Origin of the sequence: Sphingobium sp. LF-16, assembly GCF_003711185.1 — a bacterium.
Lineage (GTDB): Bacteria > Pseudomonadota > Alphaproteobacteria > Sphingomonadales > Sphingomonadaceae > Sphingobium > Sphingobium yanoikuyae_A.
In genome coordinates, this window is the sequence record NZ_CP029335.1 from 201,090 (window position 1) to 221,837 (window position 20,748).

At 66.2% G+C, this 20,748-nt stretch carries 23 protein-coding genes and 1 tRNA gene; 10 read left to right on the forward strand and 14 right to left on the reverse strand.

Features of this window, described 5'->3' with window-relative positions; translation table 11 throughout:
- Position 1 precedes the first annotated feature (1 nt).
- Positions 2 to 78: transfer RNA gene (locus DIZ22_RS00995), tRNA-Arg, on the reverse strand.
- 87 nt (positions 79 to 165) lie between these two features.
- Between DIZ22_RS00995 and DIZ22_RS01000 the strand changes: the two genes are divergently transcribed.
- Together DIZ22_RS01000 and DIZ22_RS01005 are read left to right on the forward strand one after the other, a co-directional pair.
- Positions 166 to 888 (forward strand): queuosine precursor transporter, encoded by a 723-nt coding sequence (locus DIZ22_RS01000; protein ID WP_037517900.1) that lies wholly within the window; start codon positions 166 to 168, stop codon positions 886 to 888.
- A 141-nt stretch (positions 889 to 1,029) separates the two neighbouring features.
- Positions 1,030 to 1,974 carry a GGDEF domain-containing protein gene (locus DIZ22_RS01005; RefSeq protein WP_048938765.1) on the forward strand — a complete coding sequence of 315 codons (945 nt, stop codon included), beginning with the start codon at positions 1,030 to 1,032 and terminating at the stop codon, positions 1,972 to 1,974.
- On the opposite strand, the gene truA is transcribed toward DIZ22_RS01005, so the two are convergent.
- Together truA and fmt are read right to left on the reverse strand one after the other, a co-directional pair.
- The gene (truA, locus tag DIZ22_RS01010) at positions 1,947 to 2,705 is read right to left on the reverse strand and encodes a tRNA pseudouridine(38-40) synthase TruA (protein ID WP_048938764.1); all 759 of its coding nucleotides are present in this window, start codon (positions 2,703 to 2,705) and stop codon (positions 1,947 to 1,949) included. The genes DIZ22_RS01005 and truA overlap by 28 nt on opposite strands.
- A gap of 4 nt (positions 2,706 to 2,709) precedes the next feature.
- Positions 2,710 to 3,618 carry a methionyl-tRNA formyltransferase gene (gene fmt, locus DIZ22_RS01015; protein ID WP_048938763.1) on the reverse strand — a complete coding sequence of 303 codons (909 nt, stop codon included), beginning with the start codon at positions 3,616 to 3,618 and terminating at the stop codon, positions 2,710 to 2,712.
- Between the two features lie 179 nt (positions 3,619 to 3,797).
- Between fmt and recR the strand changes: the two genes are divergently transcribed.
- A complete protein-coding gene (recR, locus tag DIZ22_RS01020; protein ID WP_048938762.1) occupies positions 3,798 to 4,394 on the forward strand; it encodes a recombination mediator RecR in 597 nt (198 codons plus the stop codon).
- A gap of 588 nt (positions 4,395 to 4,982) precedes the next feature.
- Here recR and DIZ22_RS01025 read toward each other — a convergent pair.
- The 3 genes from DIZ22_RS01025 to DIZ22_RS01035 form a co-directional block, all read right to left on the reverse strand.
- Entirely contained in the window at positions 4,983 to 5,321 is a 339-nt protein-coding gene (locus DIZ22_RS01025) for a hypothetical protein (protein ID WP_048938761.1), read from the reverse strand.
- Positions 5,318 to 6,511 (reverse strand): aromatic ring-hydroxylating dioxygenase subunit alpha, encoded by a 1,194-nt coding sequence (locus DIZ22_RS01030; RefSeq protein WP_234415639.1) that lies wholly within the window; start codon positions 6,509 to 6,511, stop codon positions 5,318 to 5,320. Before DIZ22_RS01030 ends, DIZ22_RS01025 begins: the two co-directional genes overlap by 4 nt.
- Before the next feature lie 108 nt (positions 6,512 to 6,619).
- Complete coding sequence (locus DIZ22_RS01035) at positions 6,620 to 7,210, reverse strand: TetR/AcrR family transcriptional regulator (RefSeq protein ID WP_048938760.1); 591 nt, start codon at positions 7,208 to 7,210, stop codon at positions 6,620 to 6,622.
- 99 nt (positions 7,211 to 7,309) lie between these two features.
- Between DIZ22_RS01035 and def the strand changes: the two genes are divergently transcribed.
- Positions 7,310 to 7,840 carry a peptide deformylase gene (gene def, locus DIZ22_RS01040; RefSeq protein ID WP_004210855.1) on the forward strand — a complete coding sequence of 177 codons (531 nt, stop codon included), beginning with the start codon at positions 7,310 to 7,312 and terminating at the stop codon, positions 7,838 to 7,840.
- Positions 7,841 to 7,924: 84 nt separating this feature from the next.
- Here def and phoB read toward each other — a convergent pair whose 3' ends face one another.
- The 7 genes from phoB to DIZ22_RS01075 form a co-directional block, all read right to left on the reverse strand.
- Positions 7,925 to 8,623 carry a phosphate regulon transcriptional regulator PhoB gene (gene phoB / locus DIZ22_RS01045; RefSeq protein WP_004210860.1) on the reverse strand — a complete coding sequence of 233 codons (699 nt, stop codon included), beginning with the start codon at positions 8,621 to 8,623 and terminating at the stop codon, positions 7,925 to 7,927.
- Positions 8,624 to 8,626: 3 nt separating this feature from the next.
- On the reverse strand, positions 8,627 to 9,322 hold the full coding sequence (phoU, locus tag DIZ22_RS01050) for a phosphate signaling complex protein PhoU (protein ID WP_004210862.1): 696 nt from the start codon (positions 9,320 to 9,322) through the stop codon (positions 8,627 to 8,629).
- A 108-nt stretch (positions 9,323 to 9,430) separates the two neighbouring features.
- Positions 9,431 to 10,219: a phosphate ABC transporter ATP-binding protein PstB gene (pstB, locus tag DIZ22_RS01055; RefSeq protein WP_004210863.1), complete on the reverse strand. Its 789-nt coding sequence runs from the start codon at positions 10,217 to 10,219 to the stop codon at positions 9,431 to 9,433.
- A gap of 8 nt (positions 10,220 to 10,227) precedes the next feature.
- Complete coding sequence (gene pstA / locus DIZ22_RS01060; protein ID WP_048938758.1) at positions 10,228 to 11,472, reverse strand: phosphate ABC transporter permease PstA; 1,245 nt, start codon at positions 11,470 to 11,472, stop codon at positions 10,228 to 10,230.
- Entirely contained in the window at positions 11,472 to 12,866 is a 1,395-nt protein-coding gene (gene pstC, locus DIZ22_RS01065) for a phosphate ABC transporter permease subunit PstC (RefSeq protein WP_004210867.1), read from the reverse strand. Before pstC ends, pstA begins: the two co-directional genes overlap by 1 nt.
- Positions 12,867 to 12,873: 7 nt before the next feature.
- Positions 12,874 to 13,929, reverse strand: coding sequence for a substrate-binding domain-containing protein (locus DIZ22_RS01070; protein ID WP_122928740.1), 1,056 nt, complete (start codon positions 13,927 to 13,929; stop codon positions 12,874 to 12,876).
- A gap of 143 nt (positions 13,930 to 14,072) precedes the next feature.
- Entirely contained in the window at positions 14,073 to 15,326 is a 1,254-nt protein-coding gene (locus DIZ22_RS01075) for an ATP-binding protein (protein ID WP_048938757.1), read from the reverse strand.
- A 99-nt stretch (positions 15,327 to 15,425) separates the two neighbouring features.
- Between DIZ22_RS01075 and DIZ22_RS01080 the strand changes: the two genes are divergently transcribed.
- From DIZ22_RS01080 to DIZ22_RS01100, 5 genes are all read left to right on the forward strand, one after another.
- Positions 15,426 to 15,866 carry a hypothetical protein gene (locus DIZ22_RS01080; protein WP_048938756.1) on the forward strand — a complete coding sequence of 147 codons (441 nt, stop codon included), beginning with the start codon at positions 15,426 to 15,428 and terminating at the stop codon, positions 15,864 to 15,866.
- A 97-nt stretch (positions 15,867 to 15,963) separates the two neighbouring features.
- The gene (locus tag DIZ22_RS01085; RefSeq protein ID WP_048938755.1) at positions 15,964 to 17,142 is read left to right on the forward strand and encodes a glycosyltransferase; all 1,179 of its coding nucleotides are present in this window, start codon (positions 15,964 to 15,966) and stop codon (positions 17,140 to 17,142) included.
- 65 nt (positions 17,143 to 17,207) lie between these two features.
- Entirely contained in the window at positions 17,208 to 17,492 is a 285-nt protein-coding gene (locus DIZ22_RS01090; RefSeq protein ID WP_048938754.1) for an HPr-rel-A system PqqD family peptide chaperone, read from the forward strand.
- Positions 17,489 to 18,352 carry an HprK-related kinase A gene (locus tag DIZ22_RS01095; protein WP_048938753.1) on the forward strand — a complete coding sequence of 288 codons (864 nt, stop codon included), beginning with the start codon at positions 17,489 to 17,491 and terminating at the stop codon, positions 18,350 to 18,352. Before DIZ22_RS01090 ends, DIZ22_RS01095 begins: the two co-directional genes overlap by 4 nt.
- A complete protein-coding gene (locus DIZ22_RS01100; protein WP_048938752.1) occupies positions 18,349 to 19,338 on the forward strand; it encodes a nucleotidyltransferase family protein in 990 nt (329 codons plus the stop codon). Before DIZ22_RS01095 ends, DIZ22_RS01100 begins: the two co-directional genes overlap by 4 nt.
- 1 nt (position 19,339) lies before the next feature.
- Here the strand turns inward: DIZ22_RS01100 and DIZ22_RS01105 are convergent, their stop codons facing one another.
- Positions 19,340 to 19,933: a TetR/AcrR family transcriptional regulator gene (locus DIZ22_RS01105; protein WP_048938751.1), complete on the reverse strand. Its 594-nt coding sequence runs from the start codon at positions 19,931 to 19,933 to the stop codon at positions 19,340 to 19,342.
- 72 nt (positions 19,934 to 20,005) lie between these two features.
- Here DIZ22_RS01105 and bdcA point away from each other — a divergent pair, with 72 nt between their 5' ends.
- Positions 20,006 to 20,719: an SDR family oxidoreductase gene (bdcA, locus tag DIZ22_RS01110; protein WP_048938750.1), complete on the forward strand. Its 714-nt coding sequence runs from the start codon at positions 20,006 to 20,008 to the stop codon at positions 20,717 to 20,719.
- Positions 20,720 to 20,748: the final 29 nt, after the last annotated feature.

Consider the following 20,748-nt stretch of genomic DNA (forward strand, 5'->3'; position numbering starts at 1 on the left):
TTGGCGACCCCGGCAGGATTCGAACCTGCGACCATCCGCTTAGAAGGCGGATGCTCTATCCAACTGAGCTACGGGGCCGTGCGCGGGAGCGATAGCGGGGCTTGCGCCGCGGCGCAATCTTTCGCAGCCGTTGCAATCGTGTGTCGGCGGGATATGCACCGAAGGATGAGCGACGCGGGCATCCGGAAAATCGACGCGACCGTGCTTGGCGCACGGCCGCTGCGCTATTATGATTTCTTCATGGCGGCCTTCGTCGCCATCTTGCTGCTGTCCAACCTGATCGGCGCGGCCAAGCTGTCGTCGCTGGGCGGCGTGACCTTTGGCGCGGGCATCCTTTTCTTTCCGCTCGGCTATGTGATCGGCGACGTGCTGACAGAGGTCTATGGCTATGCGCGGGCGCGACGCTGCGTCTGGGCGGGCTTTGCCGCGATGCTGTTCATGGCGCTGATGAGCTGGGTGGTGGTGGCCTTGCCGCCGGCCGAGGGCTGGCCCGACCAGAAAGCCTATGAGGCGGTGTTCGGGAGCACCTGGCGGATCGTCTTTGCCTCGCTTTGCGCCTTCTGGGCGGGGGAACTGGCCAACAGCTTCGTGCTGGCCAAGATGAAGATCATCACCCAGGGACGACATCTGTGGATGCGCACCATCGGCTCGACCGTGGTGGGGCAGGGGGTGGACAGCCTGCTCTTCTACCCGCTCGCTTTCTATGGCGACTGGACCACGACGCAGGTGCTGACCGTGATGGTCACCAACTGGGCGATGAAGGTCGGCTGGGAAGCGGTGCTGACGCCCGTCACCTATGTGGTGGTGAATGGTCTCAAGCGACGCGAGGGGCTCGACGTCTATGATGCGGGCACCGACTTCACCCCGTTCCGCACTCGGCTCCAATAGGCTGGAGCCAGTAAATTACGTAATCTAAAGAGAGTCTTTACCTTGTTGGGCGCAGGAGGAGGCGACAAAGTCAGGAAAGAATAGTCGCCCATCGTGCCCATCGCCTCCGCCCAGTCCATTGTTCCTGATCGCGATCCCGTGATGTCCCCGGATGCGATCTGCCGGATCGACCGCCTGACCCATGTCGCGCGGGCGCTGAGCCAGGAGGCGCAGACGATCCAGGCCAATCTGGCCAATGCGGAGCGCCGGTTTCAGGCGACCTTCCAGCACGCGCCGGTCGGCATTGCCCATGTCGCGCTCGATGGCAGCTTCCTGACGGTCAATCCTCGTTTCGAGGAGATTACCGGCTATCCGGCCGCGATGCTGATGCGGCTGGGTTTCCAGCAGATCACCCATCCCGATGATCTGGATGCCGATGTCGCGCTGCTTGGCCGGCTGCACCGGGGCGAGTTGCAGCGCTATACGCTGGAAAAACGCTATATTCGTGCGGATGCATCGCTGATCTGGATCAACCTCACCGTGGCGCTGGTTCGCGATGAGCGGGATGAGCCGGAATTCTATGTCGCCGTGGTCGAGGATCTGTCGGAGATGCGGCAGGCCCATTTCGATGCGATCCATGATCCGCTGACCGGCCTGCTCAACCGGCGTGGCTTTGTGGTGCGGGCGCGGGCTTTGCTGCGGCAGGCAGCCGAGGCGCATCGCGCCGTCAGCCTGATCTATCTCGACCTCGACGGGTTCAAACAGCTCAATGACAGTCTCGGACATAGCGCCGGGGATCGCTGCCTGGTCGATGTGGCGCGGCTGATCGAGGATATGGTCGCCACCCGCCATGTCGTGGCGCGGATGGGCGGCGACGAATTCGTGCTGCTGGTCGACGAGGAAGGCACGGACCTGGGCGAGGCGCTGCGCGTCGGATTGATGACGCTGGGCGGCGCGCATGGCGGTGTCAGCGGCAGCTTTGGCCTGGTGACCTTGATCCCCGACGATGACACCGAACTGGACAGCATCGTGGCGCGCGCGGACGAGGCGATGCTGGCGGCCAAGCGCGCCGGCAAGAATCAGTTGGTGACTACCGCGCTGCTATAATCGGCACGCACGAAATAGAGGCCGTCGGGCGGCGCGTTGAGCGCCAGCCGGGCGCGGTCGCGCGCCTCCAGCGCATCGCGCAGGTCATCGGCGCTCCAGCGGCCCATGCCGACCATCGCGAGACAGCCGACCATCGAGCGGACCTGATGATGGAGGAAGGATCGCGCCTCTGCCCGGATGGCGATGCGATCGCCTTCACGCGAGACATCCAGCATCGCCAGCGACTTCAGCGGACTGGCCGCCTGGCAATGGACCGAGCGGAAGGTGGTGAAGTCATGATGACCCACCAGGATCTGCGCGGCGTCATGCATGGCGTCGGCGTCGAGCGGCTGGATCACCCGCCAGGCAAGCCCCGATTCCAGGGTCAGCGGCGCGCGGCGATTGGCGATGCGGTAGATATAGGCGCGGCCGGTGCAGCTGAAACGGGCATGCCAGTCCGGCGCGACTTCCTCACAGGCGAGGATCGCGACCGGATGGGGCCGCAGTTTCGCATTGATCGCCTCCATCAGGCGGAAGGGCGTCAGCGGCTTTTCGACATCGGCATGGGCGCGCATGGCAAGGCCATGGACGCCGGCATCGGTGCGGCCGGCGGCGTGCAGGATCGCGCGTTCGCCGGTGACGGCATGGATCGCATCCTCGATCGCTTGCTGGACGCTGGGGCCATGGGCCTGACGCTGCCAGCCCATGAACGGACGGCCGTCAAATTCGACGGTGAAGGCGAAACGGGCCATCGGCTCAGGCGTTGACCCGGCTGCCGGTGGGCATGTCGAAGCCGCGCAGCAATTCGCCCGCCGACATCGCCGCCTTGCCGGCGCGCTGGATCAGCGTCGGACGGATCGCGCCATGGCCGCAGCCGATCAGCAGGCTGTGGTCGAGCAGTTCACCCGCAGGCCCGGCATGATCCTCGACCGTGGCGGCGAGGATGCGGAAGCGTTCGCCGCCATATTCGAAGAAGGCGCCGGGAAAGGGGTTGAAGGCGCGCACCTGCCGTTCGACCTGATGCGCGTCGCGGCTGAAATCGATCCGCGCCTCCGCCTTGTCGATCTTGGCGGCATAGGTGACGCCCTCTTCGGGCTGGACCACCGGCGGATGGCCGGCAAGATCGTCCAGCACATCGACCATCAGCTCGGCACCGGCCTGCGCCAGTTCCTGCGTCAATTCGCCGGCCGTCTTGTCCTCGACCGGGGTGACATGCTTGGCGCGCATCGGCCCGGTGTCGAGCCCGGCCTCCATGTCCATGATGGTGACGCCGGTGACATTGTCGCCGGACAGGATGGCGCGCTGCACCGGCGCGGCACCGCGCCAGCGCGGCAGCAGCGAGCCATGGATGTTGAGGCAGCCATGGCGCGGCATCGCCAGGATCGCGCGCGGCAGGATCAGGCCATAGGCAGCGACCACCGCAACATCGGCGTCGAGCGCGGCAAATTCGGCCTGCACTGCCTCGTCCTTGAGCGAGACCGGCGTGCGCACCTCGATACCCAGTTGCTCGGCGCGGGCCTGCACCGGGGAGGGGCGCAGCGCCTTGCCACGGCCGGCCGGACGGGGCGGCTGGCTATAGACGGCGACGATGTCATGCCCGGCCTTCACCAGTGCATCGAGCGCTGGAACGGCGAAATCGGGGGTGCCCATGTAAATGATACGCATAATTTTTCCGCTTCCCGCACCAGCCCGCTCCCCCACCCGGCCACCCTTCAAGATACTGCCGTTGGGTGGCCGGGTGGGGGAGCGGGCTGGCACCGCATTTGAAATCTGCCTGGGGCCTATTTCCAAGATCGCTCTCAAACCTCTTGTCGGGACGACTTGCAAGCCCTTATCTCGGTTCCATGGCATCCCCAGAAATCGAGACGCTGACCCAGGCGCTGTCGCGACTGCCCGGCCTTGGCCCCCGTTCGGCGCGCCGCGCGGTGCTGCATCTGCTCAAGAAGCGCGAGGGCGCGCTGGAGCCGCTGCTGCGCGCGCTGGCGGCGGTCAACGAACGGCTGGTCACCTGTCAGGTCTGCGGCAATGTCGATACGGTCGATCCCTGCGGCATCTGTGCCGATCCGCGCCGCGACGCGCGTGCGCTGTGCGTGGTGGAGGATGTCGCGGACCTGTGGGCGCTGGACAAGTCGCGCCTCTTCCCCGGCCGCTTCCATGTGCTGGGCGGGCGCCTCTCTGCGCTGGAGGGGGTGCGGCCCGAGGATCTGAGCATCGACGCGCTGGTCGCGCGGGTCGAGGCCGGCGGCATAGATGAGGTGGTGCTGGCGATGAACGCCACGCTGGAGGGGCAGACCACCGCCCATTATCTGGCCGAGCGGCTGGAGCGCTTCCCGATCCGCCTGACCCAGCTGGCCCATGGCGTGCCGGTGGGCGGCGAACTCGACTATCTGGACGAGGGCACGCTGGCCCAGGCGCTGCGCGCGCGGCGACCGCTGGGCTGAGGGACGGGCCAAAGGCGGGGACACGCGTCTCCCGAAGTTCACACCGTTATCGGGCTTTCTGGGCGAAATGCGCCGCGAACGCGCCTGTGACGCGTCGGCTTTGCGCCGGTGGCGCGTCACCATCCATGGGGTGGAGGTGTCCAATATGCGCCCGCATCGCCCCTGTGACGCGACAATCGCGCTTCTGCCGCGCACCAGGAACGCCCCTATGGCGCGATCATCACGCGTCGATGGCCCGTGCGCAGCGGGCAATGACAGGGATGGAAAGGTGGGGGGATGATGATCCATCCGGGCAGTGGATCAGACAAGCGGCGTGTAGGACAGGCCGGATGATGGACGGGAAGGGTGGCGGAATGGGGTGGGAACAAGACATAGCCCCTCCCTTCCAGGGAGGGGTTGGGGTGGGTTGCGAGCGTAGCGAGCTTCTGCCCTATCGACCGTAGACCGCCGCTACGCGGCGCACCCACCCCCGGCCCCTCCCTGGAAGGGAGGGGAGTAGGAAACGTCCGCTTCTGGTCGTCAGCGGTCAAAACCCGATCCTCGTAATTGCTTTGCTGCGCTTGGAATGACGGGGCGGGCCTGCGTCTCTCAGGCGCCTGCCGGGGTCCGGGTAATGTGCATATGCTGGCGCTGGCGGGCGTGGGCGGGTTCCTGGTCACCCAATATCTCTTCGGTCAGCGAGACATGGGCGAGGGTCAGCATCATGTCCATCAGCCGCTGCTCGGCCGCGTCCAGCGCGTCGATCGGGTGGCGGTCGAGATGAGCAAGGGCGGCGTCGAGCAGGGGGGCGGCCGCCGCGAAGAAGGCGGTGCGGTCGGCGGGGGCGGCATCGCCGCGCCGGGCGGCGCGGGCGATCGATCCGTCGATCGCCCAGCGATCGGCAAAGGGGACGAGCGCCTCGAAGCCGGCGGGGAGGAGCGTGCTCATGCCATTGCCTCCGCCTGCGAGACGGGCCGGGGCGCAGTGCTGGCCAGGTCGGCACGATAAGCCTGCACCCTTTCGTCGACGGCGTTGAAGAGGTGGCGGCACAGCGCCTCCTGCGCCTGGAAATGGATATGTTTGAGCGCGCCGCTGTCGAGGCCGCGCTGCCCCGCCTCGATCACGTCGCGATCCTCGGCATGGATGTCGCGCGCGCTGGCCATCGCATATTCGCGGGCATAGCGGCGGCTGGCGCAGTCATCCTCGCCCTTCCAGTAGAGGCGGATCACGCCGCGCGAGCGACGGGCATCGATCGGCCAGACGGTGTGGGAGAAGGGCTGGGCCGGCGATCCGAGGATGAAGAAATTGGGGAAGAGCGCGAGATAGTCGCGGCTGTGCGGGCCGGCGGTACCGTCGGCCATGGCGAAGCGAGCGGCGCGGCCGAAGGATTGCGCCTGCACCGGTTTGGGCGCGGGGGCGGGATTGGTCCAGATCGTCTGGGTGCGGTGGGGGCCGTGAAAGCCCATCTTCACCGGATAGCCGAAGGGGTTGTCCTCCCCCACGGCGGGTGCGCCCGAGCGGGGATGGATGAAGCGGAGATGGTAGTTTTCCTGGAAATTGTCGTAGGTCAGCTTCCAGTTGGCGTCGATCTCATAGACATATTCGGAAAAGGTGGTGGCCTGTGCCGCCGGGAAGCCGTCGAGCATGGTCGCATAGGGGCCAAGATCGTCGCGCAGGCCTTTGTCTGGCGTGCCGAGATGGACGAAGATCAGTCCGCCGCAGATGTCGAGCGCGACGCGGGGCAGGGCGCAGTCGGCCTTGTCGATGAAGAAACGATCGAAATCGGGGGCGGCGAGCAGCGCGCCATCGGTGCCGAAGGACCAGCGATGATAGGGGCAGGAGAAGGTGCCGCGCCTGCCGCTTTCCTCCTCGACCAGCTGGGTGCCGCGATGGGTGCAGACATTGTGGAAGGCGCGAATCTCGCCATCGCGGCCGCGCACGATCAGCAGCGACACATTGAGCGCTTCGATCTCGCGGCGGATGAAGCTGCCGCTGTCGGGCAGTTCGCAGACATGGCCGATCTGCAACCAGGCGCGGCGGAACACCGCTTCCCGTTCCAGCTCGAACCAGGCCGGATCATGATAGGGGGCGGCGGGGATCGGCGCGGTGCCGAGCCAGGCCAGACTGTCGTCGCTCATGCCCTGAAAGCCGGGCCGTTCGCCGTGCATCATCGCTCTCCGCTGTCTGTCTTTTCGACAGCATGAGCGGGTCAATCTGAATTTGCAACACGATTGTTGTAAATTGTGTCAGTCGTCGGCGATGCCATCCCGGCGCAGCGCCCGCTGCTGTTCCTGGCGGAAGCGGGCGATGGTGGCTTCGGTGTCGAGATCGGGGGCGACCCGATGGCGAAAGACGCGCGGGCCGATCAGCGCGCTGGTGAGCAGCATCACGCAATAGACTTCGGCGTCGATCGGCTCGTCGGGGAAGGCGGCGGCAAGGCTGGTGCCGATGCCCGATACCAGGGCGTCCCAATGCGGATAGCTGGCGCGGATGTCGCCCGGCGCGATGAAATCCTCGATCCACAGCGACATGATGGCGGGATTGTCGAGCACGAAGCGGGTGACATAGTCGATCCGCGCCTGACGCGGCAGTTCCGGGCGGAAGGCGGCGACGATCTGCTGCGAGGACCAGAGCTTCACCGCCGCGACCAGGGCGTCACGATCGGTGAAATGATAATAGATGGTGGTGCGGTTGACCCCGGCGGCGCGGGCGAGGGCGGACAGGGACAGCGCATCGATGCCGCGATCGGCGATCAGCCCGACCGCCAGCTCGATCAGCATCTGGTGGGTATCCTCGAAGGATTTGTAGCGGCGCTGCTGTGCGGTTTCGTCGGTCACGCCCCTTCGCCTAGACCCCGCCGGGCGGGGCGGCAAGCGGCGCGTGGGCCGGCGCCCGTGTCGCTTGAAATTTTCCCCCGTTCCGCCTATGTTTTCGCCATGGCCATTCTTCCGATCCTTGAGGCGCCCGATCCGCGCCTGCGTACCATCTCGACCCCCGTAGAGGCGATCGACGACGATCTGCAGCGTCTGATCGACGACATGTTCGAAACCATGTATGACGCGCCGGGCATCGGCCTGGCCGCGATCCAGGTGGGGGTGCCCAAGCGCATCCTGGTGATGGATCTGCAGGAACCGGAATCGGATGAGGAAGGCGCGCCGCCGGTCAAGAAGCCGATGGTGTTCATCAATCCGGAAATCCTGAAGGAATCGGACGAGCAGTCGGTCTATAATGAAGGCTGCCTGTCGGTGCCCGACCAGTTTGCCGAGGTGGAGCGCCCGGCGGTGATCCGCGCCAGCTGGATGGACCGCGACGGCCGCATCCATGAGGAGCAACTGGAAGGGCTGCTCGCCACCTGTCTGCAGCATGAGATGGACCATCTCGAAGGCGTGCTGTTCATCGACCATCTGTCGCGCCTGAAGCGCGACATGCTGCTCAAGAAGCTGAACAAGGCGCGCCGCGCGGCCTGATCGCGGCTCATTGCCGAAATAGAAAAACCTCCCCGGCACAGCTTGCCGGGGAGGTTTTTCTTGTCCGCATGTGCGGGGCGACGATCAGTTCAGGCCGTCGGTGTCCAGCGCATAGCCGGCCGAGCGGACGGTGCGGATGATGTCGTGGCGGCCGTCGACATTGATCGCTTTGCGCAGGCGACGGATATGGACGTCGACGGTGCGCAGTTCGATATCGCTATCCTGGCCCCAGACGCTGTCGAGCAGACGTTCCCGCGAAAAGACCCAGCCGGGATGCTCGAGGAAATGCTTCAGGAGGCGGAACTCGGTGGGGCCGAGCGGGATGACCTGGCCACCGCGGCGGACCTTGTGGCCGACCGTGTCCATTTCGACATCGGCGAAGGTCAGCGTCTCGCCAGCCAGCGCCGGGCGCACGCGGCGCAGCACCGCGCCGACGCGGGCGACCAACTCGCGGGGCGAGAAGGGCTTGGTCACATAGTCGTCGGCGCCGGTTTCCAGGCCGCGCACGCGATCCTCTTCCTCGCCACGCGCGGTCAGCATGATGATCGGCACATTGGCGGTGCCGTTCATGCGGCGCAGGCGACGGCAGACCTCGATCCCCGACAGGCTTTCGACCATCCAGTCGAGCAGGACGATGTCGGGCGTGTTTTCCTGCGCCATCAGCAGCGCTTCCTCGCCATCGACGGTATGGGCGACCTCGAAATCCTCACGCTTGAAATGCCAGATGAGCAGTTCGGCGAGCGCCGCGTCATCCTCCACCAACAGCATCTTCGCCCGCGCCATGCCTCAATTCTCCTGCTGCTGGGTGCCGCCGCGTTCGCGTTCGGGCAGGGTCTGGCCCGTTGCGGCATAATAGACCATTTCCGCGACATTGGTCGCATGGTCGCCGATGCGTTCGATATTCTTGGCGATGAACAGCAGGTGCGCGCACTCGCTGATCGTCTTGGGATTTTCGACCATATAGGTCACCAGCGTGCGGAACACGCTGTCGTAGAAATCGTCGACCACCTGGTCGCGCTCCACCACCGCCAGCGCCAGTTCGGCGTCGCGCGCGGCGAAGGCGTTGAGCACGTCATGCACCATTTCGGCCGCGACCTGGCCCATGGAGGGCAGCAGCGACACCGGTTCCAGCTTATGCTGGTTGGCGGCGATCAGCGGCACGCGCTTGGCGATATTCTTGGCATAGTCGCCGATCCGTTCGACCACGCTGACGATCTTCAAGGCGGCGATCACGTCGCGCAGGTCGTTGGCCATGGGCGCGCGCAGGGCGATGATCTGCACCACCAGCTTCTCGACTTCCGCTTCCAGCGCGTCGATGCGCTTGTCGTCGGCGACGACTTCGGCGGCGAGACGCTGGTCCTGGCGCTGGAGCGCCAGCATCGCATTCTCGATCGCCGCTTCCGCGCGACCGCCCATTTCGGCGATCAGGCCACGCAGCCGGTCGATTTCCTCGTCAAATGCCTTGATCGTATGTTCAGCCATGTTTCTTCTCTCCGCAGGCATCGATCCTGCAGGGATCGATGCCGGAATCTCAAGTGGCGCGCTTTCCAAGCCGCCAGATGCAAGCATCTGGCTCGAAAGCGCGCGGGATCAGCCGTAGCGCCCGGTGATATAGTCCTTGGTCCGCTCCTGGCGCGGGTTGGTGAAGATGTCGCTCGTCACGCCATATTCGACCAGTTCGCCCAGGTGGAAGAAGGCGGTGCGCTGCGACACGCGCGCGGCCTGCTGCATGTTGTGGGTGACGATGACGATGCCATAGCGACCGCGCAGTTCGTGGATCAGTTCCTCGATCTTGGCGGTGGCGATCGGGTCGAGCGCCGAGCAGGGTTCGTCCATCAGGATGACTTCGGGTTCGACCGCGATGGCGCGGCCGATGCACAGACGCTGCTGCTGACCACCCGACAGGGCGGTGCCGCTGTCGTTGAGGCGATCCTTCACCTCGTCCCACAGACCGGCGCGACGCAGCGACTTTTCGACGATCACGTCCATGTCCGCCTTGCCCGCGGCGAGGCCGTGGATGCGGGGGCCATAGGCGATATTCTCGTAGATCGACTTGGGGAAGGGGTTGGGCTTCTGGAACACCATGCCGACCCGCGCGCGCAGCTGCACCACGTCCATCGAGGGGGCGTAGATATCTTCGCCGTCGAGCGTGATCGTGCCTTCGACCCGCGCCGAGGCGACGGTGTCGTTCATGCGGTTGAGGGTCCGCAGGAAGGTCGACTTGCCGCAGCCCGACGGGCCGATGAAGGCGGTGACATGGTCCATGTCGACATCGATCGACACGCCCTTGATCGCCTGTTTCTCGCCATAGAAGACCTTGACGTCACGGGCCGTCATCTTCGGATTGGCCACGGCCAGGCTTTGCTGTTCTTCGGTCATGGGTGTGATTACCACCGTTTTTCAAACTTGTTGCGCAGGTAGATGGCGAGGCCGTTCATCGCGAGCAGGAAGGCCAGCAGGACGATGATGGCGGCCGAGGTCTTTTCGACGAAGCCCTTCGAGACTTCATCGGACCAGAGGAAGATCTGCACCGGCAGGACGGTGGCCGGATCGACAATGCCGCCGGGCGGCGTGGCGATGAAGGCCCGCATGCCGATCATCAGCAGCGGCGCGGTTTCGCCGAGCGCGCGGGCCATGCCGATGATCGTGCCGGTGAGGATGCCGGGCAGGGCCAGCGGCAGCACATGCTGGAACACGACCTGGACCGGCGAGGCGCCGATGCCGAGCGCGGCGTCGCGGATGCTGGGCGGCACCGACTTGATCGCGTTGCGGCCGGCGATGACGATGACCGGCATGGTCATCAGCGCCAGGGTCATGCCGCCGACCAGCGCGGCCGAGCGGGGCAGGTGCAGCAGGTTGAGGAAGATCGACAGGCCGAGCAGGCCGAAGATGATCGAGGGCACGGCCGCCAGATTGTTGATCGACACCTCGATGATGTCGGTCCACCAGCTCTTGCGGGCATATTCCTCCAGATAGAGCGCCGTGGCGACGCCGATCGGGAAGCTGAGCACCAGCGTCACCAACATGGTCAGCAGCGACCCCTTGAACGCGCCCCAGATGCCGACCTGGGTCGGATCGGTGCCGTCGCTGGCGGTCAGGAAGCCCCAGTTGATGCCGGTGGCGAGCAGGCCGGCCTGACGCAGGCGCGCGACCTGCGCCTCGGCTTCGGGCGATCCCTTGCTCTTGGCGGCGAGGTCGATCGCGGTTGCGGCGGGCACGTCGATGGTCTCGGTGCGGGCGAGGATCTTGGGATCGGCCTTGATCGCGTCGCGGATGGCAATCCAGGCGCTCGGCGAGATCATCGCGTCTGCATCCTTGCCCAATGCCTTCTGCGCGACGGCGCTGGTCACCATCGGCAGATTGGCGTTGGCCAGTGCCTCGTCGGTGATGTTGGCCGGATCGAGCAGCAGCGGCGAGGCCGGGAAATCGACCTTGAGGGCGATTTCCGTGCGGGTGAAACCGCGCATGCCGTTGCCGACCATGGTGAAGAGCAGGAAGGCGAGGAAGGCGGCGCTGAGCAGCACGGCGGCCATGCCGGCGGCCTTGAAGCGGCGCTCGGCGGCGTAGCGCCGGGCGATCCGCTTGCGCATGGCGTCCGACTTCCAGTCGGTGGGGAGGCGTTCGGCGCTCATTATTCGTAAGCCTCGCGATATTTCTTCACGACCCGCAGGGCCACGATGTTGAGCAGCAGGGTGACGATGAACAGCACCAGGCCGAGCGCGAAGGCGGCAAGCGTCTTGGCGCTGTCAAATTCCTGGTCGCCGGTCAGCAACTGGACGATCTGGGTCGTCACCGTGGTCACGCTGGCAAAGGGGTTGAGGGTGAGGTTGGCAGCCAGACCAGCCGCCATCACCACGATCATCGTCTCGCCAATCGCGCGGCTGACGGCGAGCAGCACGCCGCCGACGACGCCGGGCAGGGCGGCGGGGATCAGCACGCGGCTGATCGTCTCGCTGGTGGTGGCGCCCATCGCCAGGCTGCCGTCGCGCATCGACTGCGGCACGGCGGCGATGCTGTCATCGGCCATGGAGGAAACGAACGGGATGATCATCACGCCCATGACGAGGCCGGCGGCCAGCGCGCTTTCCGAAGAGGCGCCATGGATGCCGATCATCACTGCAAAGTCGCGCAGGGCGGGGGCGATGGTGAGCGCGGCGAAATAGCCATAGACGACCGTGGGCACGCCCGCGAGCATCTCCAGCGTCGGCTTCATCCACTTGCGCACCGTGGGGCTGGCATATTGGGTGAGATAGATGGCGCTCATCAGGCCGAGCGGGATAGCGACGATCATGGCGATGATCGCGCCGATGAAGATCGTGCCCCAGAAGAGCGGCACCGCGCCGAACGCATCTTCATTGCCATAACCCATGGCGGCCGACTGTGGGCTCCATTTGGTGCCGAACAGGAAGTCGATCGGGTTCACCATCGAGAAGAAGCGGAAGCTTTCCCACAAGAGCGAGGCGACGATGCCGAGCGTGGTGATGATCGCGATCAGCGAGGCGATCAGCAGCGTTGCCATGACCAGTCGCTCGACCCGTGTGCGGGCACGAAAGTCCGGACGGACGCGGGTGAAGGCATAGGCGCCGCCGGCAAAGGCGAGCACCAGCGCCAGCACCGCGCCGGCAATGCCATAATGGCTGAGCGCGGTGCGATAGGGTTCGACCAGCGCGTTGGCGGCCGGGTTGAAGGCGCCGGCCTGCGCGCCGGTGGCGATCGCCCGTGCCTCGCCCAGGATGGCGGAGCGGGAGAAGCCGTCCATCGGCAGGCTCTGCGCCGCCGGGTCGGCCAGGACCGACTGGGTGACGAGGCCGGGCGAGACATTGGCCCATACCGCCAGGAAGATGCCGGCGGGGATCAGCGTCCACAGCGCGACATACCAGCCATGATAGCCGGGCAGGCTGTGTACCGCGTCGCGGCGGCCGCTGGCGCGCGCCACGCCGGCAAGGCGCAGCGCACGGGCGCGGGCGCTGACCCAGGCGATCGCGCCCAGGCCCGCCAGCAGCAGGAGGATTGCAGGACCGGTCATGATGCCCTTACTTCAGCTGCGAACCGTCGAGGACGCTGAGCGACTTGACGACTTCCGCGCTCTTCTTGCGCACGTCTTCCGGCGCCGCGACCATGCCGCGCTTGGTCAGCGCGCCGTCGGGGTTCCAGTTGGCGGCGAAGGTGTCGAGGAAGCCCTGCAGGCCACGGATCGCCGGCATATGCGCCTTCTTCACATAGATGTAGAGCGGGCGGGCGCCGGGATATTGGCCGGTCGAGACGGTCTCGTAGCTGGCTTCGATGCCGTTGATCGGCACGTCCTTCAGCGTGTCCTTATTCTCTTCCAGGAAGCTGTAGCCGAAGACGCCGACGGCGTTGGGGTTGGCACCCAGCTTCTGGACGATCAGATTGTCATTCTCGCCCGAGTCCACATATTTGCCATCCTCGCGCACGCGGGTGCAGGTGGCCTTGAACTCATCCTCGCTCTTCTTCTTGAGTTCTTCCATCGCCGGGTCGGTCTCGCAACCCTTGGTCAGGATCAGTTCGGCGAGCGAGTCGCGCGTGCCGCTGGTCGAGGGCGGACCGAAGACGGAGATGGCGATCGCGGGCAGGCTGGGGTCGACATCCTTCCAGGTCTGGGCCTTGTTCGGACCCTTGCCATAGGGATTGGCGGCCAGCGCCTCATAGACGATCTTGGGGGTGAGCTTGAGGCCGGGGCCCTGCTTGCTCTCGGCGAAGGCAAGGCCGTCGACGCCGACCTGAATCTCGATGATGTCCTTCACGCCATTGCTCTGGCACTGATCGAACTCGGCCTTCTTCATGCGGCGCGAGGCGTCGGCAATGTCGGGATGCTGGGCGCCGACGCCGGCGCAGAACAGCTTCATGCCGCCGCCGGTGCCGGTCGATTCGATGATCGGCGACTTCATGCCGGGATTGCCCTGAACGAACAGTTCGGCGACCGCGGTGGCGAAGGGATAGACGGTGGAGGAACCTACCGCGCGGATCTGGTCACGGGTCGCGCCAGCGCCGCCGCCCGACTGATCGCCGCAGCCGGCAAGCGAAAGAGCGGCCACAGCGGTCGCGGCGAAAAGGGCGAATTGCTTCACGGAAACCTCCAACTAACAGGCCGCGATTCGCAATGTCGCGCCCCTCACGGAGGCGCCTAGCCGCGGACCATCGCGCCTTTGTGACAGTCAGATTGCATTTTCATGACATAGGGGCCGGATCGCGTCTTCGGAGTGAAATTTTCTTACACCCTGGTCTTGATCGCGGTGTCGTCGGTCGGGGCGCCGGGCAGCAAGATGCTGACATTGGTGCCTTTTCCAAGGACGCTGGAAATATCCAGCCTGCCACGATGCCGTTCGACAATATGTTTGACGATGGCCAGGCCCAGGCCCGTGCCGCCCATCGCCCGGCTGCGGCCCGAATCGACGCGATAGAACCGCTCGGTCAGGCGAGGGAGGTGATCGGGGCCGATGCCTTCGCCTTCGTCCGCCACGGACAGGCGCACCATGCCGCTGGGCCCTTCGCCCAGGGTGACATGGATCGGCGTACCGGGGCGGCCATATTTGACCGAATTGCCGACGAGATTGTGGATGAGCTGCGACAATTGGGCGCGGTCGCCCTGGATCGCGGGCAGGCCGGGCGTGATCTCCATCTCCACCTCGCGGCCGCGATCGCCATTGCTGGTGCGGAACACGCCGACCACTTCGGCGGTCAGCTCCGACAGGTCGACGGCGGCTTCGGGCAGGCGATATTTCTCCGCCTCGATCCGGCTCAATGAGATGAGATCGTCGATCAGCCGCTGCATCCGGCGCGCTTCGCCGTCCATGATCTTGAGGAAGCGCTTGCGGGTTTCGACGTCCTTGCCCAGTTCCGGGTCGGCCAGCGTCTCGATGAAGCCCAATATGCCGGCCAGCGGGGTGCGCAGTTCATGGCTGGCATTGGCGACGAAATCGACGCGCATCCGCTCGGCCGCATAGGTGCCGCTATGGTCGACCAGATGGACGAGCCGGCGCATGTCGCCGACTGCGCCTACCGAGGCGATGCGCATCTGCCAGCGCTGTTCGCGGGTGCCCAGGCCCACCAGTTCGATCATCACCGGTTCGGCCAGTGGTGCAACGCTGGCCAGCCGTTCGGCGGCGGCGGGGTGGCGGATCGCGATGCGTGCATCCTCCCCCTCGATATGGCTGCCGAGCAGGCGTTTGGCGGCCTGGTTGGCATGGACGATCCGGCCCCGCTCGACCAGCATCAGCGGATCGGAAATGGCTTCCAGCAGGCCGGGAAATTCGGGGTGGGCGAACAGGTCGGGCGCATCGAGCGCGATCGTCGGCACGTCGCGGCCGACCGGCACGCCTTCGGCCGTGATGACCAGCACGATCAGGCCGGCGAGTACCGGCAGGGCGATGGCGAGCGGTGATCCGCCGAGAATCAGCGCGCCACCGGTACCGAGTAGAAGCACGGCCAGCGAGGCTGTAATCTGAGAAATTGTCAGTCGATTCATGGTTACCGTGCTGGATTTTGCGCGCATTTGCTGCGATGGCTACAGAGAATAGCGCCCAATATTTACGCTTTGGCAAGCGCGATAGCGGAACATTGTGACATGAGCGAGCCCATCCCCGGACCGGAAAGCGTGGAGCCTGAAAAGGCGGCAACGGACGTATCTGCACCCGATCTGGCTGTTGCGTCGCGGCGCCAGTTGCTGATGGGCGGCGCGGTCGCGGCATCGGCGATCGTGTCGATCCGCCCGGCTCTGGCCAACACGGCAGCGTCTGTTCTCAACTGCACCATTCCGGTTCCCGATCCGTCGCGCTCGGGCAATTATATCGCGCCCAATGGCCAGATGGTGCCGGCGGGAACGCCGGGCGCCTATCCGGCGAGCGGGCGCACCTATACCGGCGAGCAGGTCAAGCAGGCGCTGCGCGGCCGGCCGCTGCCCGGCACCAGCTATGAGCAGAATCAGGCCTATCTGAACTATATCCGTCGGTTGCAGTCGGGACAGAGCGGCTTCACCTGTTTCGCATCGCTGCAAATGCCACGCTAAGCCCTAAAGCTGCGTCGAACTGAAAGAACCGATTACGGGTCGCCCGCGTTGACGGCGTCGAAGCATCGACATTTCCGTCGAGCGCAAGGGCGACACCATGTTCCATGCACGCCAGGTGGCGGCACATTCTCCATTCGCGGTCGTCTATCTCTATCGCCCCGGTGACGGGGGGCTTGACCGGGTCGCGATCCAGCTTGCCAATCATCTCCATCGGCGCGGGCTGCGGGTCGAATTGTGGCTGGCGCATCTGGACGGGCCGCTGGCCGGGATGATCGACCCGGCGCTGACGGTGCGCCGTGTCTGTGCGCCGCGCTGGGCCCGGCGCCTGTCGATGATCGCGCAATTCCTGCCGTTGGCCGCGATGGTGCGGCGCCATCGGCCCGATGTCGTCTATTCGGCCGGCAACCAGAGCAACATGCTGGTCGCCGCCGCGACGCTGGGCACGCAGACCCGCGCGGTCGGCCGCATTTCCAACCCGATCGTCCGGCCGGGACAGCAGGGCCTGTCCGCCTGGGCGCGCAAGACCCGGTTTCGCGCAATTGCCAGGGCCTGCAGCATGACCATCGTCATGGGTGAGACCGATCGGCAATTGCTGGCCGAGGAGGGGCCGCTTGGCGGTCGCGACGTGCGGCTGATGCCGCGTCCCACTGTCACCCGGCTGATGGAGCAGGCCTGCAACGATCGCGGCACCGCCTGCTGCCCGCAGCGCCCGGCGCAATTGCTGATGGTCGGGCGGCTGGCGCCGCAGAAGGACCAAGCAACCGCGCTGGCTGCGCTGGCGCAATTGCGGGGCCGCGACTGGCGGCTGCGCATCGTCGGGCAGGGACCGCTGCGCGCCCAGTTGGAGGCGCAATGCACGCGGTTGGGCCTGTCGGACCGGGTCGAGTTTCTGGGCTTCGTCGATTGCCCGCACCGCATGGCCAGCCTGTTTGCCGAAGCGGACCTGCTGTTGCAGCCGTCCTGCTGGGAAGGGCTGGCCGGCACGATGATTGAGGCGCTGGGCTGTGGCGCGGGCGTGGTGGCGACCGATTGCACCCGCAATATCCATCCGCTGCTGGCCGCCGCCGGCCAGCATCCGCCGGTGCCGGTCGGCCATGTCGATGGCTTTGCCCGTGCGATCGAATGGGCGCTGGCCCATCCCGCGCCGCCCGAGCAGTTGGCGCAGGCGGTGCGCGAACATGGGCTGGACCGGGCGCTCGACACCTATATGCGCGCGCTGATGACGGTCGGCGCGCGCGAGCTTCCGGTCGGCGTTGCGCTGCAGGCCTTTCCCTGATGCGTTAGGCACTTGGCTACCCTTTTGGCTTTAGGGCAAGAGGGAGCCATGGAGGTGCCGGACGCGTGGTCAGGGAAGATCTTTATCGTCGCGAAGGGGCGGAGGCGATCATCGTCCGGCCGCTGGATGATATCGTCCTGCTCTATCATCGCCCGTCGGGCCAGACCCATATGGTGATCAGCCCGGTGCCCGAGATATTGGACGCCATGGCCGACGGCCTGCCGGCGAGCGCGGCGATGCTGCGCGATCGGCTGGCCCTGCTCTATGATCTGGGCGAGGGCGATGTGGTGGGCGAGATCGGCCAGCATCTCGCCTATCTCGACCGGATCGGGCTGGTGCGGCCGGCATGAGGCACAGCCTGACCCTGCGCATCGGCCCGGCGACCTTCCGCATCGGTTCCGCCTGGGCGCAGCCGATCGACCAGTTGAAGCGCCTCTACGCCGATTATCCCGACGTCGGTAGCGCGATCGCCGATTTCACCGTGCGGTTGCAGCCAACCAGCGCTGTCCGGCGCTGGGTGCGACCGTCCATCTTCATCACCGGCGACCATGGCCTGGCCGACGCCGCGCCGATGAGCCTGGCCCATGGGCTACTGGCGGCGGAGATGGGGATGAACCTGCAGATGGCGCTGGGCTGGCGCCGGCATCTGCTGCTCCACGCGTCGAGCGTCGAGAAGGACGGGCGGGTGCTGGTAATGACCGGCGAGTCCGGATCGGGCAAGTCGACGCTGGCGGCGCAACTGGGCGAGCGCGGCTGGCGTCTGATGGGCGACGAGTTTGCGCTGCTCGATCTCGACAGCGGGGCGATCCTGCCCTTTCCTCGGCTGGTGTCGCTCAAGAACAAGGCGATCGAGGTGATCGCGGCTGAGGTGCCGGGTGCGCGCATGGGGCCGCTGCTGGGGACGACGGCCAAGGGTGACATCCGCCATATGGTGCCGCGCGCCGATGCCGTGGCGCGGATGGGCGAGGGCGGGATGCCGGCGCTATTGCTGTTCCCCCGCTTCGGTTCGGGGCCGGCGGAACGGCCGGTTGGCCAGGGAGAGGTGTTCATGCGCCTGACCCAGGCGTCGACCAATTATGTCGCGCTGGGTGAACCGGCCTTTGCTGCGCTGACGCGCTTCGTGGCGCAGGTGCCAGCGCGGGCGATCGACTTCCCGTCGGGGGATGCGGCGATCGCCATGGTCGATAGGCTGTGGAGCGAGATCGCATGAGCGCGGCGCTGCTGGTCAGGGCCTTGCGCGATCCCGCGACGGTGGTGGGGCTGGATGCGGCCGGCTGGAACAGCCTGATCGCGATGGCGCGGGCGGAGCGGCTGATCGGCACGCTCGCCTTCCGGCTGGAGGGGCAGGCCGTGCCCGATGCGGTGCGGCCGATCCTGACGGACGCGAAGGCGGATGCGGCACGGGAGGCGCGGCAGGCGATATGGGAGGCGGACCGCGCGCGGGCGGCACTCGCGCCGATCGGCCTGCCGGTGATCCTGCTCAAGGGCACGGCCTATGCGGCGGCGGGCCTGGCGGCGAGGCAGGGGCGCTTCATCGGCGATCTCGACATATTGGTGCCGCGCGACCGGATCGATGCGGCGGCCGATGCGCTGATCGCGGCCGGCTGGGAATGGGTCAAGGAAGACCCGTATGACGACGCCTATTATCGGCAGTGGATGCATGAGCTGCCGCCGATGATCCACACCGAGCGCGACCGGATGATCGACGTGCATCATACCGTGCTGCCGCTGACCGCGCGGCCCACGCCGGACGCGGCCGCGATGATGGCGGATGCGGTGTTGATAACCGATGGATTATACATGCTATGCGCGGAGGACCGGGTCTGTCATGCGGTCGCCCATCTGCTGGCGGACGGCGATTTGCAGGGCGGTCTGCGCAACCTGTGGGATATTCATGGCCTGCTGGCGGATGCCGATCCGGTGGCGCTGGAGGCACGGGCAGCGCGGCACGGGATGCTTCCCCATGTGCGGCAGGCGCAGCGGCTGGCGGCGGCGATCTATGGCGCGGGCGGGCGGCTGACCCTGTGGGACCGGCTGGTACGGGCACGACTGCTGGCGCGCAACGGCTGGGGGCAGGAGACGCGCAAAGCGCTGGTCTTCGCCTTCTTCGTGCGGTCTCACTGGCTGCGCATGCCGCCCCTGATGCTGGCGCGCCATCTGTTCACCAAATGGCGCAAGGGGCATCGGCCGCAATAGGTCAGGGTTGGGCCAGGGCCGCTTCCAGCGCGAGACCGGCCATGTCGGCGATGGCGAGCAGCCGCTCGATCGGCTTGCCGTCACGGGCATCGGACGACAGGCCGGACATGACCGCCACCATATAATCGGCGACCGGCAGCGCCTGGTCGGGATGGTCGGGGGTCAGATAGTCCCGGACCCGGTCGACGCTTTTGTCCTTCCAGCAGCGCGCCTGGGCGGCGGCGATGGCGTCGGCACCCCGTGCGGCCTCCAGCACCATGCAGCCCGGCGCGGCCGGGTTGGCGGCATAGATGCGGGCTGCGGTGCGCAGCAGTTCGGTAAGCGCGGCCGCCGGCGGCGTGCCGGGCGCCAATATCTCGTCCACAGGCAGGGCATCGCGGGCGTAGCGCGCCAGCACCCGGTCGAACAGGGCCGCCTTGTCACCGAAAGCGGCATAGAGGCTGGGCGGATTGATCCCCATCGCCTGCGCCAGCGCGGCGACACCGACACCATCATAGCCATGTTGATGAAACAGCGCCTGCGCCGCAGAAAGGGCGGCGTCCTCGTCAAAGGAACGCGGGCGGCCCCGGCTCTTGGCTTTTTCTTTAATGGTCATTACAAAAATCCTTGACGGGCGCGATTGGTAATTTATATAGCGATCATTACAAATTTAGCAAGGAATTGTCCCATGACCGATTTCACTGCCAAAAAAGTCCTCGTCCTCGGCGGCAGCCGGGGTATCGGTGCCGCGATCGTGCGGCGCTTCGCCGATGACGGCGCCGATGTCGCCTTCACCTATGCCGGGTCGCAGGATGCTGCCACCGCGCTTGCTGCCGATGTCGGCGCCCGTGCCATCCGATCCGACGCGGCCGATCGCCAGGCGGTGATCGACGTGGTGGCGGGCGAGGGCGCGCTCGACGTGCTGGTCGTCAATGCCGGCACGCTGGTGCTGGGCGATCCGCTGACGCTGGACGCCGATGCGGTCGACCGGATGATCGATATCAATGTCCGCGCGCCCTATCATGCGGCGGTCGAGGCGGCGCGGCAGATGAATGATGGCGGCCGCATCATCGTCATCGGTTCGGTCAATGGCGATCGCATGCCGTTCGAGGGCGGCGCGGCCTATGCCCTGACCAAGTCGGCGCTGCAGGGCATGGCCCGAGGTCTCGCCCGCGACTTCGGCGCGCGCGGCATCACCGTCAACATCATCCAGCCCGGCCCGACCAATACCGACATGAACCCGGCCGATGGCCCGATGAGCGCCACCATGCACGGCTTCATGGCGATCAAGCGCCATGCCACGGGCGAGGAAATTGCCGGGTTGGCCGCCTATCTGGCGGGGCCGGAAGCCGGCATCATCACCGGTGCCATGCACACGATCGACGGCGGTTTCGGCGCCTGATCGGGAGTTCTGGAGAGGCGGCTGAAAGG

Coding starts and splice junctions, on each gene's coding strand:
- DIZ22_RS01005 (WP_048938765.1), top strand. CDS start 1,030: ATGTCCCCGGATGCGATCTGCCGGATCGACCGCCTGACCCATGTCGCG.
- def (WP_004210855.1), top strand. CDS start 7,310: ATGGCCATTCTTCCGATCCTTGAGGCGCCCGATCCGCGCCTGCGTACC.
- pstB (WP_004210863.1), bottom strand. CDS start 10,219: ATGACCGAAGAACAGCAAAGCCTGGCCGTGGCCAATCCGAAGATGACG.
- truA (WP_048938764.1), bottom strand. CDS start 2,705: ATGGCCCGTTTCGCCTTCACCGTCGAATTTGACGGCCGTCCGTTCATG.
- DIZ22_RS01085 (WP_048938755.1), top strand. CDS start 15,964: ATGTTCCATGCACGCCAGGTGGCGGCACATTCTCCATTCGCGGTCGTC.
- recR (WP_048938762.1), top strand. CDS start 3,798: ATGGCATCCCCAGAAATCGAGACGCTGACCCAGGCGCTGTCGCGACTG.
- fmt (WP_048938763.1), bottom strand. CDS start 3,618: ATGCGTATCATTTACATGGGCACCCCCGATTTCGCCGTTCCAGCGCTC.
- DIZ22_RS01080 (WP_048938756.1), top strand. CDS start 15,426: ATGAGCGAGCCCATCCCCGGACCGGAAAGCGTGGAGCCTGAAAAGGCG.
- phoB (WP_004210860.1), bottom strand. CDS start 8,623: ATGGCGCGGGCGAAGATGCTGTTGGTGGAGGATGACGCGGCGCTCGCC.
- DIZ22_RS01000 (WP_037517900.1), top strand. CDS start 166: ATGAGCGACGCGGGCATCCGGAAAATCGACGCGACCGTGCTTGGCGCA.
- DIZ22_RS01025 (WP_048938761.1), bottom strand. CDS start 5,321: ATGAGCACGCTCCTCCCCGCCGGCTTCGAGGCGCTCGTCCCCTTTGCC.
- phoU (WP_004210862.1), bottom strand. CDS start 9,322: ATGGCTGAACATACGATCAAGGCATTTGACGAGGAAATCGACCGGCTG.
- DIZ22_RS01100 (WP_048938752.1), top strand. CDS start 18,349: ATGAGCGCGGCGCTGCTGGTCAGGGCCTTGCGCGATCCCGCGACGGTG.
- pstC (WP_004210867.1), bottom strand. CDS start 12,866: ATGACCGGTCCTGCAATCCTCCTGCTGCTGGCGGGCCTGGGCGCGATC.
- DIZ22_RS01075 (WP_048938757.1), bottom strand. CDS start 15,326: ATGAATCGACTGACAATTTCTCAGATTACAGCCTCGCTGGCCGTGCTT.
- DIZ22_RS01095 (WP_048938753.1), top strand. CDS start 17,489: ATGAGGCACAGCCTGACCCTGCGCATCGGCCCGGCGACCTTCCGCATC.
- bdcA (WP_048938750.1), top strand. CDS start 20,006: ATGACCGATTTCACTGCCAAAAAAGTCCTCGTCCTCGGCGGCAGCCGG.
- DIZ22_RS01105 (WP_048938751.1), bottom strand. CDS start 19,933: ATGACCATTAAAGAAAAAGCCAAGAGCCGGGGCCGCCCGCGTTCCTTT.
- DIZ22_RS01030 (WP_234415639.1), bottom strand. CDS start 6,511: ATGAGCGACGACAGTCTGGCCTGGCTCGGCACCGCGCCGATCCCCGCC.
- pstA (WP_048938758.1), bottom strand. CDS start 11,472: ATGAGCGCCGAACGCCTCCCCACCGACTGGAAGTCGGACGCCATGCGC.